This window comes from Pseudomonas spartinae, assembly GCF_965197125.1.
Taxonomy (GTDB): domain Bacteria; phylum Pseudomonadota; class Gammaproteobacteria; order Pseudomonadales; family Pseudomonadaceae; genus Aquipseudomonas; species Aquipseudomonas composti_A.
In genome coordinates, this window is the sequence record NZ_CBDAMB010000002.1 from 747,820 (window position 1) to 763,478 (window position 15,659).

Here is a 15,659-nt window from a genome sequence, read left to right on the forward strand (position 1 = left end):
AACATCACCACGCCATCTTGAAGGTGGCTGAGAGGTCGTGGCGCTGGTCGGAAGCAGCGAACTCACCCTGATAGCCCAGGTTCAGCGAGGCGGTCTCTGTGACCTGCACAGTTAGACCAAGACCAACTCGAGCGCGGTCACGATCCAGCTCAGGCCCGCTGACACTGAAGCTAGCTGTAGGTGCTGGGGCAAAACCGGCGCGCAGCGCGGCCTCGTTATCCATGAATTCATGAACCCAGGCGAGCTCGACAGTGGGCTGAATGCGGCCGCCACTAGCGGTAGTCCAGCTGTGTTCAAGACGCGCGCCGAACGCCGAACGCAGCGAGTCCTGATGGTCGCTTCGAACATCCAGATTGGCGGCGTCGGCGCCCTTTTCGGTAAAGCTGGAGCGGCTGATATGGGCGTATTCGAGCCCGGCCAGCGGCGTAATGGCTGTGTGGGTGCTGAGGGCAAATTTACGCCCGGCTTCGAGGGCGATGTTGCCGGTCCAGGCGTCGTAGTCGGCTTCGGCCTTGTTGCTGGAGGGGCCGACAGTGACGCGGCGATTGGCATCAATATCGTGGTAACCGAAGCCTGCGATGCCACTGGCATAGTAGTTATCCGTCAGCAGCCAGCGGCCGTAGAGCGCCGCCTGGTAGCTATCGACTCCGATGCTGCCGTCTGCGACGGCGGTGTCGGTGCGGCTGTAGCCGAAAGCGGCGCCCAGGGTCAGTGAATCATCCAGATTGAAATCGATGCCGGTGGCCGTACCGCTGGCGTTGTAATGAGCGCCGCTGGCATTGCGTGTACCGTCGATTTCGCCATAACTGACTGTACCACTCAGCCACCAACCGCGATCCGCTGCAGGTCTACTGCCGAGTAGTTGCGAACCAACATCGATCACCGTGCCACTGTCGTTATAGGCCAGCATCAGCTGGCCATTGCTCGCGAGGAACTGGTTATTGCCTTGCAGGCGATCAAACAGCAGGCCCCTGAACTGATTCAGCGACTGCAGAGCAATCTGATTGCTGTAGGTGTGCTGCACGCCACTGAGCGAGTCATAGGCTTGGTTGGCACCTGCGGCGCTCAAAATATTGAGGTTCTTGAACAGCTCATCAGCCCCTGCACTATCGGAGCCGAACACTGTATCGAGTGCAGTGCCAACAGCCGCTTGGTTGGTAGTCTCAGCGACCGACGCGTAGTCAGACGAATTGCGGCTCAGGTTGAGCAACACGTTGTTGGCATCGTAAGACAGCGTCGGGGTCAGGAAGGCCAGGTTGGAACTGACACTGTCAAAGGTGGTGCCACCCAGGCCACCGGCGGCCGTGAGAATGGTGTAATCCGTGCTCAGTGCGTAATCCCCGGCTTCGGGCAACACCAGCACCGAACCGTTGGTGAGCACAGCACTGCCGGTGGCGTTGATCAGGTCCGTGTTGCCGGCCGCATCGACCTCCACTTCGTAGACCCCGCCCCCCGAAAAGTCCAGATTGCCCGCAACATTCATCGTGCCGATGGAGTTGCCGGGAGCCAGAGCTCCGCCGTTGAGTGTGATGCTGCCCAGAGTGCCGCTACCGCCCAGGCTGCCGCCGGTATTGATCGTGGTGTTGGAGTTGGCAATGGAGCTGTTTACCACAAGCCGGCCATTGTTGATGGTGGTGTTGCCGGTGTAGGTATTGATGCCCGCCAGGGTCAGGGTGCCCATGCCGGTTTTAGTCAGGCTGCCGCCCACGCCGGAGAGCACACCACTGAAGGTGGTAGAGGTGTTATCTGCACCTGATGTCAAACGATGAGAACCGAAAACACTCGTAAGAGTAACCGCTCCATCGCCAGCCAATGAGCCTATGTTCAGATTCTCAAAGAGCAAAAGCGCCCCACCGGAATTAACCACCACAGCACCGTTGCTGCCCAAAGCAGATAAGTTTCGGGTCCGTAATTCTCCACTGTTGATGGTAGTGCTGCCAGTGTAGGTACTCGCAGCATAAAAAAGTTGGATCTCATTGCCATCAATAATGATATTGCCTGTGCCGGAAATAACGGCATCATTGCCGCCAGCGATACCTGAAACACTACCTAGGGTTAACGTATTGTCATTGAGTAATACTTGGCCACCACTCATGTTAAGGAAGCCTATCGTCTCATCACTGAGCAGCTCAAATTCGCCAACCCCCATCACCATTTGTGAATCCCCAATGGCATTGCCGCCCTCGACTGCCAGGCGACCGGCGTTAATTTGGATATTGCCTACACCCGTCTGTGAATTGGTACCGGTCAATACCAAGGTTGCCGCGCCATTCTTGATAAGCGCGTCTTGTAGCATATCGCTAGCTCCCGAAAAATTACCGGCATAGGTCTGGTCCACCGTTTGATTAACGGTCAGAGTACCTGAGCCGCCTGCGCCGATATTGATAGTGCCGCCGCTGCCCGAGAGGTTCGCAACCGTCTCGTTAAAATTATTTAAGTCGAAAGTTCCGCCATTGATAACCAGATCACTGGTGTCTGCAATCCGATTATTGCCACCTAACTGTAATGTGCCGTCGTAAACAACAGTGTCACCGGTATAGGTGTTATTACCTTGCAAGGTAACAGTGCCAGCACCTGTTTTAGACAAGCTGCCGTTACCACTAAGCGCCACATTAATTATTGCATTAATACCGCCATCAGTCCGCACATCAGCGCCACCATCAGCCAGCACTAAACTGCCATTGTTATTAGTGTCTTGCAGCATGTAGTTGTCGGTAACGAACTGTAAGCCTTTGACTGTATGTGCGCCGTCAACTTCGACTGTTCCGGCTGTGCCGCCGAACACAGCAGTAAGTTCATCCCAAGTACTGTTTGCATTACCAGACTGGTTCGTCCAGTTGCTGCCGCCAACCGTCCAGATGCCAGTGCCGCCCTCAACTGTTGCGTTTGCAGTGCTGTTATTGCCGTCCCAGAATTGCAGCCCATTAAAATCCGCGGTTAACGTGACAGCACCGGCTGTGGCGGTATCAACGTTGTAGTTGTAACCACTCAGTAACCCTGCGCCTAATACCAGGGTGTTGTTGACTAAGTTCCCGCCGTAGTTGAACAGGGTGTAACTACCGGCATCCCCCGGGCTAACCGCAAAGTCAAAGCCGCCCAGGTCGGTGATATTGAGAATGCCGTCCAGGGTCAGGTCGCCGATCACAGTGATCAGGTCACTGTCCACACCCGCTGTGCCAGTGGGCGAATCCAGTTCGTAGTCGAGAACCGAGGCGTTATTCAGGTGTAACTCTCCCAGGGTTAAATTCCCTGGCGAGTTACCGGCCGCCAAGCGACCACCGTCGGCGACCGTGACACTGCCGGCGATACTGCCACTACCGCCCAAGCTGGCGCCGCTTGAGACCAACACACTGCCACTGCCGGTCGCACTGCCAGACGAGTTGTTGACCTTGAGGGTGCCGCCGTTGATCTCTGTGCCACCGCTGTAAGTGTTGATACCGTCGAGAGTCAGGGTGCCGCTGCCGAGCTTTTGCAGCGTGCCGCTACCGGAAACCGCCCCGTTAAACGTGCCGTTCGTGGCCTGATCGAAGGCCAGTGTGGCGTTGTTGACGATGTCGCCTTGCAGACTTGCGGTATCACCTTGCAGGGTCCCGGCGGCGATGGTCCAAGGGGTGGCGACATTGGCACTGCCGGTCAGGCTCCAGGTGCTGGTGCCGGTTTTCTCGAAGAATTCGAAACCCTGATATTGCGCCGTGCCACCGATCTGGCTGACGTCGAAGCTGCTGTTGCTGGCGCCGCCCAGCGCCAAGGTATCCCCGGTGCCGCTGCTCGTGCCACTGCTGCTCACGACATTGCCGGTGATGCTATAACCGTGCTCCAGTGTCAGCCTGTTGTTGCCATCGGAGAGCGTCAGGGCGTTGGCTCGTGTGCTGCCATCGGCGGAGAGACCGCCGCTGATGTTGCCACTGGTGGTGATGGTACTGGCCCCCTCGACGTGGACACCAACCCCACCCTGGCCAGCGGTGCCCGGATTGGGGAAGGGGCCAGTGCCAACACCGCCAACACCTCCGTTGCCGCCACTGATCGCGCCATTGTTGTTGAGGGAGATAAAAGTGCCGCTAACGCCTACCCCGCCATCACCGCCGCTGCGACCAGCGCCAAGGCCTATGCCGCCTGCGCCACCGCTGCCGCCAGTGATCGTCCCGCTGTTGCTGAGGGCAAAAAACGAGCCGCTAACAGCCTCCGCGCCATGACCGCCGTTGCCGCCGTTGCCAGCGTTACCGCCGGCGCCCCCGCCCATCGTGCCTTGGTTAGTGAGGGTCGTGCCGCGTGCAAGGACGGCTTCCCCCCCGTTGCCGCCATTGCCGCCGACGGCGCTATCTCCAGCGCCGCCGTTGCCGCCGGCGCCCCCGCGCATCAGGCCACTGTTGTTGATCGTGGAGCCACTACCAATCAGCCACGGCCCAAAGGCCGCGCCGAGGTGGCTCCAGTCCTGAGCGTCGACAGCAAGCCAGCCGTTTACACCATTGCCGCCGCTGGGGTTGTCGGGCGAACCCGCGCTACCGTTGTTACCGTTAGCGCCACGTAAGGTGGCTGCAGCCATTACATTGAGGGTGCCGAACCTGGAGACCAGGATAGCCTCGGCACTGCCAGTGAGGTTGACCAGCTGGTTCCCGTCACCCACCTGCAAGGTGCCATTCTGCAGTTGCCATTGCTGTGCGGGGCCGCTACCTGTCAGCGTCCATGTGCTGTTGTCAGTTTTCCTGAGTTCGCTGAAGCCAAGATACTGCTTGTCGATCAGGCTGGTGTCGAAGCTGGCATCCTGGCTCCCGCCTAAATACAAGGCATCACCGCCATTAGTGGAACCACTATGGCTCACCACGTCGCCGGTAAAACTATAGCCGGTATTGAGTGTCAGGATGTTGCCGCCCCCGGAAAAGTCCACGGCGTTGGCGCGCGTGACACCGTCTCCGGACAGGCCGCCGCTGATGCTGCCACGACTGGTGATAAGGCTATTGCCCGTACTTAGAATGCCTGCACCGCCCAAGCCGTTGCTGCCAACAGAGCCTGCCGCACCTAAGGCACCGACACCGTTGAGACCACTGAAACCGCCGAGACCACCCGTGCCACCCAAGCCACCGGAGCCGCCATTGCCTCCGGTGATGCTGCCGCTGTTAATGAGTGTGATCTCCGATCCCATGACCCCCGCCCCGCCATTACTGCCGTTGCCACCCTGACCGCCATTGCCACCATCGCCTGCGAGACCATCGCTGCCATCTGGTGCCGAGCCAGGTTCGGGCGCGTTGGTAGCACCCCGGCCGCCTGAACCACCCTGGCCGCCGAACCCGCCCATACTGCCATTACCGCCGTTACCCGCATTGCCGCCGCGGATGTCGCCACTATTATTGAGCGTGAAATTCGTCCCTGTAACACCTGCACCGCCTTGGCCGCCCGCACCACCGTTGCCAGCGCGGCCACCCCCGCGACCGTCGCCAGCGACGCCACCGGGATAGCCCAACCCGAAACTGTTGCCGCCTCTACCGCCGTCGCCACCTGCGCCACCATGGCCACCCGCACCACCATTACCGCCGTGGTCACCGTTGCCGCCCGTGATACTGCCGCTATTGCTGAGCAAGCTGAGACCACTGACGCCCGCACCGCCGCTGCCGCCGCTGCCGCCGCTGCCGCCGTTGCCGCCATTGCCACCGTTGCCGCTGTTGCCGCCGTCATAGCCGCTGTCGCCCAAGCCCCAGTCACCGGTGTCGCCATTGCCGCCATTGCCGCCATTACCACCCACGCCGCCATTGCCGCCGCGATCGCCGTTGCCGCCAGTGATGCTTCCGCCATTGGTCAGCGAGCCGGTACCACTAACGCCCGCACCACCGCTACCGCCATGACCGCCGCCACCCCCATGACCACCGTCACCACCATAATCGCCGGGCTCGCCATCAGTATTGTCAAGACCGCTACCACCGTGGCCCGCGGCGCTGGCGTTACCGCCAGCACTGGCTTCACCGCCGGCAATATTGCCCATATTGGTCAGAATAAAACTCGTCCCCTCAACGCCTGCACCACCGTTACCCCCGGCACCACCGTTGCCACTGCGGCCACCTATAGCGCCGTTGCCGCTGATGCGATAGACCGTGCCGGTACCCCCTTGGCCTGAGTTGCCGCCGCTGTTGCCGGCACCCCCAAGGATGTTGCCATCACTGCCATTGGTGAGGGTGTAACTCGTGCCCTGTATGCCCGCGCCACCGGTGCCACCAGCGCCACCGTTACCGCCCTGGCCGCCCCACTCTCGGACACCAATCACTCCCGTAACTCCCGGCATACCATAGCCGCCGGCGCCGCCACTACCGGCTGTGCCCCCGGTAACGCTGTAGGCGTTTGTCTCATCCTGACCAGCGAGATAAACCGTCCCCACACCTCCGCTGCCGCCAGCAGTGCCGGACGTACTGGGATAACCCGGTTCAACGGGAATGCCGGGTGTACCGCCAGTGCCGTCGGCACCGCAGATCTGTTTGGCATCTGGAATACAGGCCGCTGCCATTGCTGGCAGGGCCATACTCGCGATGGCTGGAGCCATCACCGCGGCACAGACTTGAGCGTTGAGCCGTGTGCGGCTGAACAGGAAGGGTAGGGAGGTGTCACTGGCCGATTGGCAAACGGCTGTTCGCCCCTTCACTTTGTTCTTGGCCAGCTCGCTTACCACCACCCATAGACCGCGTACGGCGCTCCAGACAACTCGATGATGTCGGTTCATATTCTTCCGTTGTTTATATAAATGCGGTGAGTGGTTTTCACGAGCAATCGCCTCTCCCGATCGCGGCTTGCGTCCGGTGAGGTGATCGTTGGTCGGTCAAATGGCAACGGGGTGAAGGCGTGAGGGGTAGTGATACCGCTTGGAAGCCTGAATAGCGGATGATTAATGCTTGTGCGGACTAGGCCGCAGGCAGGCTTGGAAGCGCGCTGACACGTCGCAGAACGCTGGCCGTGGACGCAGCTGTCAGTGTGCGCACGCCGTGGCACTTCAACTGCCTGCATAAGCTGCTGGGAGGGCTTAGCTCCTGAGCGGTAACCGGCAGTGACTTTCCCGAATCCATGCGCAACTACCGCATTCACATCGTTGCCGCCCCTTGGTTAAAGTTTTTCCTCACTATTACCGGGGCATGGCGACGCGGCTATCCGATTTCCGCAAACCTGTTGGGAAGGTCGTTTTCCATAGCGGGTGGAGCGGGCAGGGTCAGGACGCGAGAGTTGCTGAGGGGGGCTCGCCGAACACCCGCCTGTAATCCTGGGCAAAGCGCCCAAGGTGCAAAAAACCAAAGCGCATGGCCACGGCTGTCACTGTCGTGGCTTGTGGGGCGGAGGTGCGCAGCGTCGTGCGTACGCGGTTGAGGCGGCACAGGCGCAGATAAGCGACTGGCGACATATCGACATAGGAGCGAAAGGCATATTGCAGGGCGCGCTCCGATACGCCGATGGTTCTGCAGATATCGGTGACGGTCGGTACGGCATCGATGGCAAGGCTGTCTTCGACAAAGGTGCAGGCCATGCGGCAAATGTAAAAAGCCCGGGCGCGTTCAATCGGCGGTGGCTGTGATTGATTCTGGCTCGAAGTTGTGGCGACCTGCAGAATGTTCTCCAACAGCAACCGGCGCATCATGCGGTCATCCACAATGGGCATGCATGTGCCGAGTTCGCGGGTTGCACTGAACCAGTGGTTGATTGTGTTTTTTAGTGTGGCCTGCTGAGCCGTTTGCAGTTGTTGCAACTGCTCGGGCGTTCGCTCCCACTGTTCGGGATTGAGCGTGCGTGCGCCCTGCAGGAATTCTTCCTGGTCGAAGCTGACATAAGCCGTTTGCGCACCTGCGGGGACGTAAATGTCGAATTCTGTATGCTCAGGCATAAAGAAAAGGGTGTCGGTCTCGCTGGCGCCAATCTCGGAGAAGCGAAAGTTGGGCGTGGGCGTGCAGTACGAGAGTGTGCAGAGATTCGCCGGGGTAATCCCCAGCTTTTGCACGGAGGTTGCCTGGGATTCGCGGACGATTTGCTGGCTACCCAGATTCAGTGTTTCCATCCGCGCCAACTGTTTACCCGGGCTTAGCTGGTAACACTCCATCTCGATCCAGGGCTGCATAGCGGCCTGAACACTGGCGTCTTCGATCACCGCTGAGCGCAGCTCTTGTCCGGCAACTATGGATGAGGTCCCAGTCCGCTGGTCTACCATCATTTCCGCCTTTTTAGTCACCGTAGATCGCCTGAGCAAATGGTGTCTTTGCGTATTTCCTGTGTGCGATGCAACGCCAATATAGGCCAGTTGAACTCAATGGGCATTCATCTTGTGTCGCCTGCGTATACCGGTGAGCCCGGCTCCGGCTCGCGAGCATAAAAAATGCCGCTCACTTGTTGAGTGAGCGGCATTGGTTTGCAGGCCAGAGTCGTTTCGGGCCAGGTCGGCCGTCAGTCGACTGCCTTGACCATATCCTCGATGACCTTCTTGGCATCGCCGAAGACCATCATGGTCTTGTCCATATAGAACAGTTCGTTGTCCAGGCCGGCGTAGCCGCTGGCCATCGAGCGCTTGTTGACGATCACGGTCTTGGCCTTGTAGGCCTCGAGGATCGGCATGCCGGCGATCGGCGACTTCGGATCGTTCTTCGCGGCCGGGTTGACCACGTCGTTGGCACCGAGCACCAGCACCACGTCGGTCTGGCCGAACTCGGAGTTGATGTCTTCCATCTCGAACACCTGCTCGTACGGCACCTCGGCCTCGGCCAGCAGCACGTTCATGTGGCCCGGCATGCGGCCGGCGACGGGGTGGATCGCGTACTTCACGGTCACGCCACGGTGGGTCAGCTTCTCGGCCAGCTCCATCAGTGCGTGCTGGGCACGGGCTACCGCCAGACCGTATCCGGGCACGATGACCACGGTGTCGGCGTTGGTCAGCAGGAAGGCCGCATCGTCGGAAGAACCGGATTTGACGCTGCGCTGCTCCTGGCTGCCGGCAGAGGCGCCAGCATCCGCATCGGCACCGAAGCCGCCGAGGATGACGTTGAAGAACGAGCGGTTCATCGCCTTACACATGATGTAGGAGAGGATGGCGCCCGAAGAACCCACCAGCGAGCCGGCGACGATCAGCATCGAGTTGTTCAGCGAGAAGCCGATACCCGCCGCTGCCCAGCCCGAGTAGGAGTTGAGCATCGACACCACTACCGGCATGTCGGCACCGCCGATGGGGATGATGATCAGCACGCCGATGACGAAGGCCAGTGCCACCAGGATGGCGAAGGCGCGGATATCACCGGTGAAGGTGAAGTACAGGCCCAGGGCCAGAATCGCCAGGCCGATCACCAGGTTGACCATGTGCTGGCCCTTGAAGACCACCGGGGCACCCTGGAACAGGCGGAACTTGTACTTGCCCGACAGCTTGCCGAAGGCGATCACCGAACCGGAGAAGGTGATGGCGCCGATGGCCGCACCGAGGAACAGCTCCAGACGGTTGCCGGACGGAATCGCATCACCCAGGGCGGCGACGATGCCCAGCGACTGCGGCTCGACCACAGCGGCAATGGCGATGAAGACAGCGGCCAGGCCGATCATGCTGTGCATGAAGGCGACCAGTTCCGGCATCTTGGTCATTTCGACGCGCTTGGCCATGATGGTGCCGACGCTACCGCCGACCAGCAGGCCGCCGATGACGAAGCCGATGCCTTGCACGGCCAGTTCGGCGCCCAGCTTGTGGATCAGGCCGACGGTGGTCAGGACGGCGATGGCCATGCCGATCATGCCGAACAGGTTGCCGCGACGCGAGGTGGTCGGGTGCGACAGGCCCTTGAGCGCCTGGATGAAGCACACCGAGGCGACGAGGTAGAGAACAGTGATCAGGTTCATGCTCATGGTCAGTGTTTCTCCGCCTGCGCTTTCGGCGCCTTCTTCTTGAACATTTCCAGCATGCGTCGGGTGACCAAAAAGCCACCGAACACGTTCACTGCGGCCAGGGCCACGGCCAGGGTGCCCATGGCCTTGCCTAGCGGGGTAACCGTGAGCGCGGCAGCGAGCATGGCGCCGACGATCACGATGGCGGAAATGGCGTTGGTCACGGCCATCAGCGGGGTGTGCAGGGCCGGGGTGACGTTCCACACCACGTGGTAGCCAACATAGATGGCCAGCACGAAGATGATCAGGTTGTAGATGCCGTCGGAAATCAGATCCATGTCCTTGCTCCTTAGCCGTTCTTGCGCACGACTTCGCCGGCTTTGCACATCAGGCAGGCCGCGACGATGTCGTCTTCGAGGTTGAGCTGGAACTGGCCTTCCTTGTCGATCACGAGCTTGAGGAAGTCCAGCAGGTTGCGTGCGTACAGGGCGGAGGCGTCTGCCGGTACCAGTGCGGCCAGGTTGGTGTGGCCGACGAAGGTAATACCGTGCTTGACCACCACTTGGCCGGCTTCGGTCAGCGGGCAGTTGCCGCCCTGGGCCGCAGCCAGGTCGATGACCACCGAACCCGGTTTCATTTCCAGTACGGTCGCTTCATGCAGCAGCGTCGGCGCCTTGCGGCCCGGGATCAGTGCGGTGGTGATGACGATATCGGCCTGTTTGGCGCGCTCGTGCACCGCCTTGGCCTGACGCTCCATCCACGAGGCGGGCATCGGTCGGGCATAACCGCCGACGCCTTGGGCGCACTCGCGTTCCTCATCGGTCTCGAACGGCACGTCGACGAACTTGGCGCCGAGCGATTCGATCTGCTCCTTCACCGCAGGGCGCACGTCGGAGGCTTCGATCACTGCACCCAGGCGCTTGGCCGTGGCAATGGCCTGCAGGCCGGCGACGCCCGCACCGAGAATCAGCACGCGAGCGGCCTTAACGGTGCCGGCAGCGGTCATCAGCATCGGCATGAAGCGCGGGTAGTGGTTGGCGGCAAGCATCACGGCCTTGTAGCCGGCGATGTTGGCCTGCGAACTCAGCACGTCCAGGCTCTGCGCGCGGGAGGTGCGTGGCGCGGCCTCCAGAGCGAAGGCAGTAATGCCACGGGCGTTCATGCGCGCAATGGTGTCGTTGCAGAAGGGGTTGAGCATGCCCACCAGTACGGCGCCGGCCTTCATCTGCGCCAGTTCGGCGTCAGTTGGCGCGACCACCTTCAGCACCAGATCGGCAGCGAAAGCGCTCGATTCGTTGCTAATAGCGGCGCCAGCGGCTTCATAGGCGCTGTCCGGGATGCTGGCACTGATGCCGGCACCGGTCTGGACGGTCACCTGGTGGCCCTGGCCAACCAGTTTCTTGACGGTCTCGGGCGTCGCGGCAACCCGCGTCTCCCCAGCATGGGTTTCGAGAGGAACACCAATGTGCACTTCTAATCTCCTGCGTGATCTTTTTTGTGAACCGGTGCACTGCGCTGGCGCGCCGGCGATTGGGGATCAGCACAACACTCGCCGTAAGGTGGCGGGCGCGGCGATTGTGCAATCGAACGCAGACCCTTACAAGAAGTTATGGAGTAAAAAAAATGCATTACTACAAGTAATGGGTCTATGAGGGATTTTTATACTGCGCGCAGGCCGCGCCATTTCTGGAGCGAAGGCAGAATTCACAGGCCTTTGCGCGGTATTTATCATTCATCAGGCGAATGACCGTTGGTCGCATCGGCTGCGGTGTGGGAAGTAGCGAACGGCAGCGTTCGAAATAGTTGAATGCCCCGAAAGTACTGGTGTGGCGCGGATTGATTCGGCGATGGCGTTGTAGTGTGACTGTATAGGTGCTACTCGTTCTGATTGTGGTCTTCCATGTCTTCATCTGTGTGCGTTTGGGCGGTGCTGGCATCCGGGCGATAGGCGGCAGCTTGCTGCAGGAGCCAGTCGCGAAAGGCCTTGAGTGCCGAGGATTCGGCCTTACGCTCAGGCACCATCAGGTAGTAGGCGCGGTCGTTGTTGGGTACGGCGAGATCGATCGCGATGACCAGGCTTCCTTCCTGCAGCTCGCGTTGAATCAGGAAGGGTGGGATCAGCGCGACGCCCATTTCATGCCTGGCCGCTTGAGCAAGCATGGAAAACAGCTCCAGGCGTGGGCCAGTCATATCGCGCGGGACACTCATGCCTTGGGCCGCGAACCATTGGCGCCAGGCATAGGGGCGGGTGGTCTGCTGCAGCAAAGGGAGCGTGGCGATGCGCGCTGCATCGACCGGGGCGCCGTCCAGCAGCGCCGGGCTGCACACCGGAAGCAAATGCTCATGCATCAGGAAATGCACCTGCGTACCTGACCACTCGGCATCGCCGTAATAGATGGCGGCGTCGAAGTGGGTGTCGGCGAACAGAAAGGGGCGCGTGCGGTTGGTCAGGTGTACCGTCACTTCCGGGTGCAGTTGCTGGAAGGTTCGCAAGCGCGGTAGCAGCCACTGCGTGCCGAAGGTTGGTACCACTGCCAATTCGATACTGCTGCTGCCTTGATTGCCCATCAGCGCCAGGGTGTCACGTTCCACGGCGTCGAGTTGTGCAGCTACCTTGCGGCTGTAGGCGACACCGGCCTCGGTCAGGATCACGCCGCGTCGCGAGCGGCGGAACAGCTCGACGTTGAGGAAGCTTTCCAGTCCACCGATCTGCCGGCAGACCGCGCTTTGCGTCAGGTTCAGCTCATCCGCCGCCTTGGTGAAGCTCTGGTGGCGAGCTGCGGACTCGAAGGCGACCAGGGCCGCGGTGCTGGGGATCTTGCGGCGCATCTGTGCGAAAGCCTCATTCATAAATGTTGAAAGCAGTTGCTAAAGCTATCTCGAAGTGAGCAAAAAGCACAGGTCTGTGCAAATTCTGCGTTTGCCCTGTTTGCCGCGCAGGCCTAGGATCAGGTCATTCCGGGTCGGCTGGACCGACCGCTTACTTAACTGCTTCGAGGTTTCTCGCGATGGCCAAGGCAAGCTTCAACTGGATCGACCCGCTGCTGCTGGATCAGCAACTGACCGAAGAAGAGCGCATGGTGCGCGACAGCGCCCAGCAGTTCGCTGACGACAAGCTGGCGCCTCGCGTGCTGGAGGCCTTCCGTCATGAGCAGACCGATCCGAAGATCTTCCGCGAGATGGGCGAGACTGGCCTGCTCGGCGCCACCATTCCCGAAGCCTATGGCGGCAGCGGCCTGAATTACGTGTGCTATGGCCTTATCGCGCGCGAGGTGGAGCGTATCGACTCCGGCTACCGTTCGATGATGAGCGTACAGTCGTCGCTGGTGATGGTGCCGATCAACGAGTTCGGCAACGAGGCGACCAAGCAGAAGTACCTGCCCAAGCTGGCCAGTGGTGAGTACATCGGCTGCTTTGGTCTGACCGAGCCGAACCATGGTTCCGATCCCGGCGCCATGGTGACGCGCGCCAGGAAGGTGGAGGGCGGCTATCGCCTGAGTGGCAGCAAGATGTGGATCACCAACAGCCCGATCGCCGATGTGTTCGTGGTCTGGGCCAAGGACGATGCCGGTGAGATTCGCGGCTTCGTGCTGGAGAAGGGGTGGGAGGGTCTGTCTGCGCCTGCCATCCACGGCAAGGTTGGTTTGCGCGCTTCGATCACCGGCGAGATCGTCATGGACAACGTGTTCTGCCCCGAAGAGAACGCCTTTCCTGATGTGCGCGGCCTGCGTGGCCCGTTCACCTGCCTTAACTCCGCTCGTTATGGCATCAGCTGGGGGGCGTTGGGCGCTGCCGAGTTCTGCTGGCACACGGCGCGCCAGTATGTGCTCGACCGCAACCAGTTCGGTCGCCCGCTGGCGGCCAATCAACTGATTCAGAAGAAGCTGGCCGACATGCAGACCGAGATCACCCTGGCCCTGCAAGGTTGCTTGCGTCTGGGGCGGATGAAGGACGAAGGCACTGCAGCCGTGGAAATCACCTCGATCATGAAGCGCAACAGTTGCGGCAAGGCCTTGGACATCGCCCGTCTGGCGCGCGACATGTTGGGCGGCAACGGCATCAGCGACGAGTTTGGTATCGCTCGTCACCTGGTCAACCTCGAGGTGGTCAACACCTATGAAGGTACTCATGACGTGCATGCGCTGATCCTCGGCCGCGCACAGACCGGTATCCAGGCGTTCTTCTAAGGACGCCCTTGTTCAACCATCCGGGGTGCGCGTGACGTGCCCCGTGGAGAAACACCATGTCTGGTGCCCTTTCCCATATTCGCGTGCTCGATCTTTCCCGCGTGCTCGCCGGCCCCTGGTGCGGACAGATCCTTGGTGACCTCGGTGCCGAGGTGATCAAGGTGGAGCGACCAGGTTCCGGGGACGACACCCGACATTGGGGGCCTCCTTATATAAAGGATGCCGAGGGCGGTGATTCGCGCGAGGCCGCTTACTTTCAGAGCGCCAACCGCAACAAGCAGTCGCTGACGCTGGATTTCACCCAGCCCGAAGGGCAGCGGCTGGTCCGTGAGCTGGTCGCGCAGTGTGATGTGCTGCTGGAAAACTTCAAGGTGGGCGGCCTGGCAGCTTATGGCCTCGATTATGAATCGCTCAAGGCGATCAATCCGCGCCTTATCTATTGTTCCATCACCGGCTTCGGCCAAACCGGCCCTTACGCCAAGCGGGCTGGTTACGACTTCATGATCCAGGGGCTTGGCGGTCTGATGAGTCTGACCGGGCGCCCGGAGGGTGAGGAAGGTGCCGGGCCAATGAAGGTTGGCGTGGCGCTGACCGACATTCTCACCGGGCTCTATGCGACCGTGGGTGTTCTGGCTGCGCTGAATCAGCGTGAGCAGTCCGGTACCGGCCAGCATATAGATGTGGCGTTGCTGGATGTGCAGGTTGCCTGCCTGGCCAATCAGGCCATGAACTACCTGACCACGGGCGCAGCTCCCAAACGCCTGGGTAATGCGCATCCCAATATCGTGCCCTATCAGGATTTCCCCAGTGCCGACGGCAACTTCATCCTGGCGGTTGGCAACGATGGGCAGTTCCGCAAGTTCTGCGAGGTCGCAGGTGTTGCGCATCTTGCCGACGACTTGCGTTTCGCGACCAACAAGGCTCGTGTCGCGCATCGCGTCGAGCTGATCCCGTTGTTGCGTCAGGCTACGGTATTCAAGACCACCGCTCAGTGGATCGAATTGCTGGAAACGGCTGGGGTGCCCTGCGGACCGATCAACGATCTGCCACAAGTGTTCGCCGACCCTCAGGTGCAAGCACGAGGTTTGCGCCTCGATCTGCCCAATGCCCTGGGCAGCACCACGCCGCAGGTCGCCAGCCCGCTGCGTCTCTCTGCTACGCCGGTGGCGTACCGCTCAGCTCCGCCTTTGTTGGGGCAGCACACCGACGACTTGTTGGAGAGGCTGCTGGGCATGACTGAGGCGCAGGTTGCAGAGCTGCGAAAGGCTGGAGTGATCTAGGCCAAACCGTCTTCTATATAGAGGGCGGAAGGTATCTGGATATATATGTGATTTTTTTGCTGATCAGGGGTTTACAGCGCGTCGTGCTCATGTAGAATGCGCGCCTCGCTGAGACGAACCCAGGTTCGACGAAGCGCTAAGTTGTTGAGATAGAAAGAAAATTTCTTCAAAAACAACTTGACGAAGTAAAGAGGTGCTGTAGAATGCGCGCCTCACCGAAGCGGAAGAGATGAAGCTGAGGTTGCTGCAAGTTGTTGAGTAGAAAGAAAAAATTCTTCGAAAAACAGCTTGACAGAAAGAAAGGCTGCTGTAGAATGCGCGGCCTCGGTTGAGACGAAAGACTTAACCAACTGTTCTTTAACAACTGAATCAA

Annotated in this window: 8 protein-coding genes; 2 read left to right on the forward strand and 6 right to left on the reverse strand. The window is 60.3% G+C overall.

Annotation, left to right across the window (positions count from 1 at the left end; all coding sequences use genetic code 11):
- Nucleotides 1–4: 4 nt before the first annotated feature.
- The 6 genes from ACN8M7_RS07285 to ACN8M7_RS07310 all read right to left on the reverse strand — a co-directional run bounded on the left by ACN8M7_RS07285 (nucleotide 5) and on the right by ACN8M7_RS07310 (nucleotide 12,648).
- Nucleotides 5–6,703 (reverse strand): autotransporter domain-containing protein, encoded by a 6,699-nt coding sequence (locus ACN8M7_RS07285; RefSeq protein WP_490260281.1) that lies wholly within the window; start codon nucleotides 6,701–6,703, stop codon nucleotides 5–7.
- Between the two features lie 480 nt (nucleotides 6,704–7,183).
- On the reverse strand, nucleotides 7,184–8,110 hold the full coding sequence (locus ACN8M7_RS07290) for a helix-turn-helix domain-containing protein (protein ID WP_490260282.1): 927 nt from the start codon (nucleotides 8,108–8,110) through the stop codon (nucleotides 7,184–7,186).
- Nucleotides 8,111–8,403: 293 nt separating this feature from the next.
- The gene (locus ACN8M7_RS07295) at nucleotides 8,404–9,840 is read right to left on the reverse strand and encodes an NAD(P)(+) transhydrogenase (Re/Si-specific) subunit beta (RefSeq protein WP_061238644.1); all 1,437 of its coding nucleotides are present in this window, start codon (nucleotides 9,838–9,840) and stop codon (nucleotides 8,404–8,406) included.
- Nucleotides 9,841–9,842: 2 nt separating this feature from the next.
- Nucleotides 9,843–10,157, reverse strand: a complete 315-nt coding sequence (locus ACN8M7_RS07300; protein ID WP_016490057.1) for an NAD(P) transhydrogenase subunit alpha part 2 — start codon at nucleotides 10,155–10,157, stop codon at nucleotides 9,843–9,845.
- An 11-nt stretch (nucleotides 10,158–10,168) separates the two neighbouring features.
- A complete protein-coding gene (locus tag ACN8M7_RS07305) occupies nucleotides 10,169–11,290 on the reverse strand; it encodes a Re/Si-specific NAD(P)(+) transhydrogenase subunit alpha (protein WP_490260283.1) in 1,122 nt (373 codons plus the stop codon).
- Nucleotides 11,291–11,694: 404 nt separating this feature from the next.
- On the reverse strand, nucleotides 11,695–12,648 hold the full coding sequence (locus ACN8M7_RS07310; RefSeq protein WP_490260284.1) for a LysR family transcriptional regulator: 954 nt from the start codon (nucleotides 12,646–12,648) through the stop codon (nucleotides 11,695–11,697).
- 179 nt (nucleotides 12,649–12,827) lie between these two features.
- Here ACN8M7_RS07310 and ACN8M7_RS07315 point away from each other — a divergent pair, with 179 nt between their 5' ends.
- Both ACN8M7_RS07315 and ACN8M7_RS07320 read left to right on the forward strand, forming a co-directional pair.
- Nucleotides 12,828–14,006 carry an acyl-CoA dehydrogenase gene (locus ACN8M7_RS07315; protein WP_061238641.1) on the forward strand — a complete coding sequence of 393 codons (1,179 nt, stop codon included), beginning with the start codon at nucleotides 12,828–12,830 and terminating at the stop codon, nucleotides 14,004–14,006.
- 56 nt (nucleotides 14,007–14,062) lie between these two features.
- Nucleotides 14,063–15,286 (forward strand): CaiB/BaiF CoA transferase family protein, encoded by a 1,224-nt coding sequence (locus ACN8M7_RS07320; RefSeq protein WP_490260285.1) that lies wholly within the window; start codon nucleotides 14,063–14,065, stop codon nucleotides 15,284–15,286.
- Nucleotides 15,287–15,659: the final 373 nt, after the last annotated feature.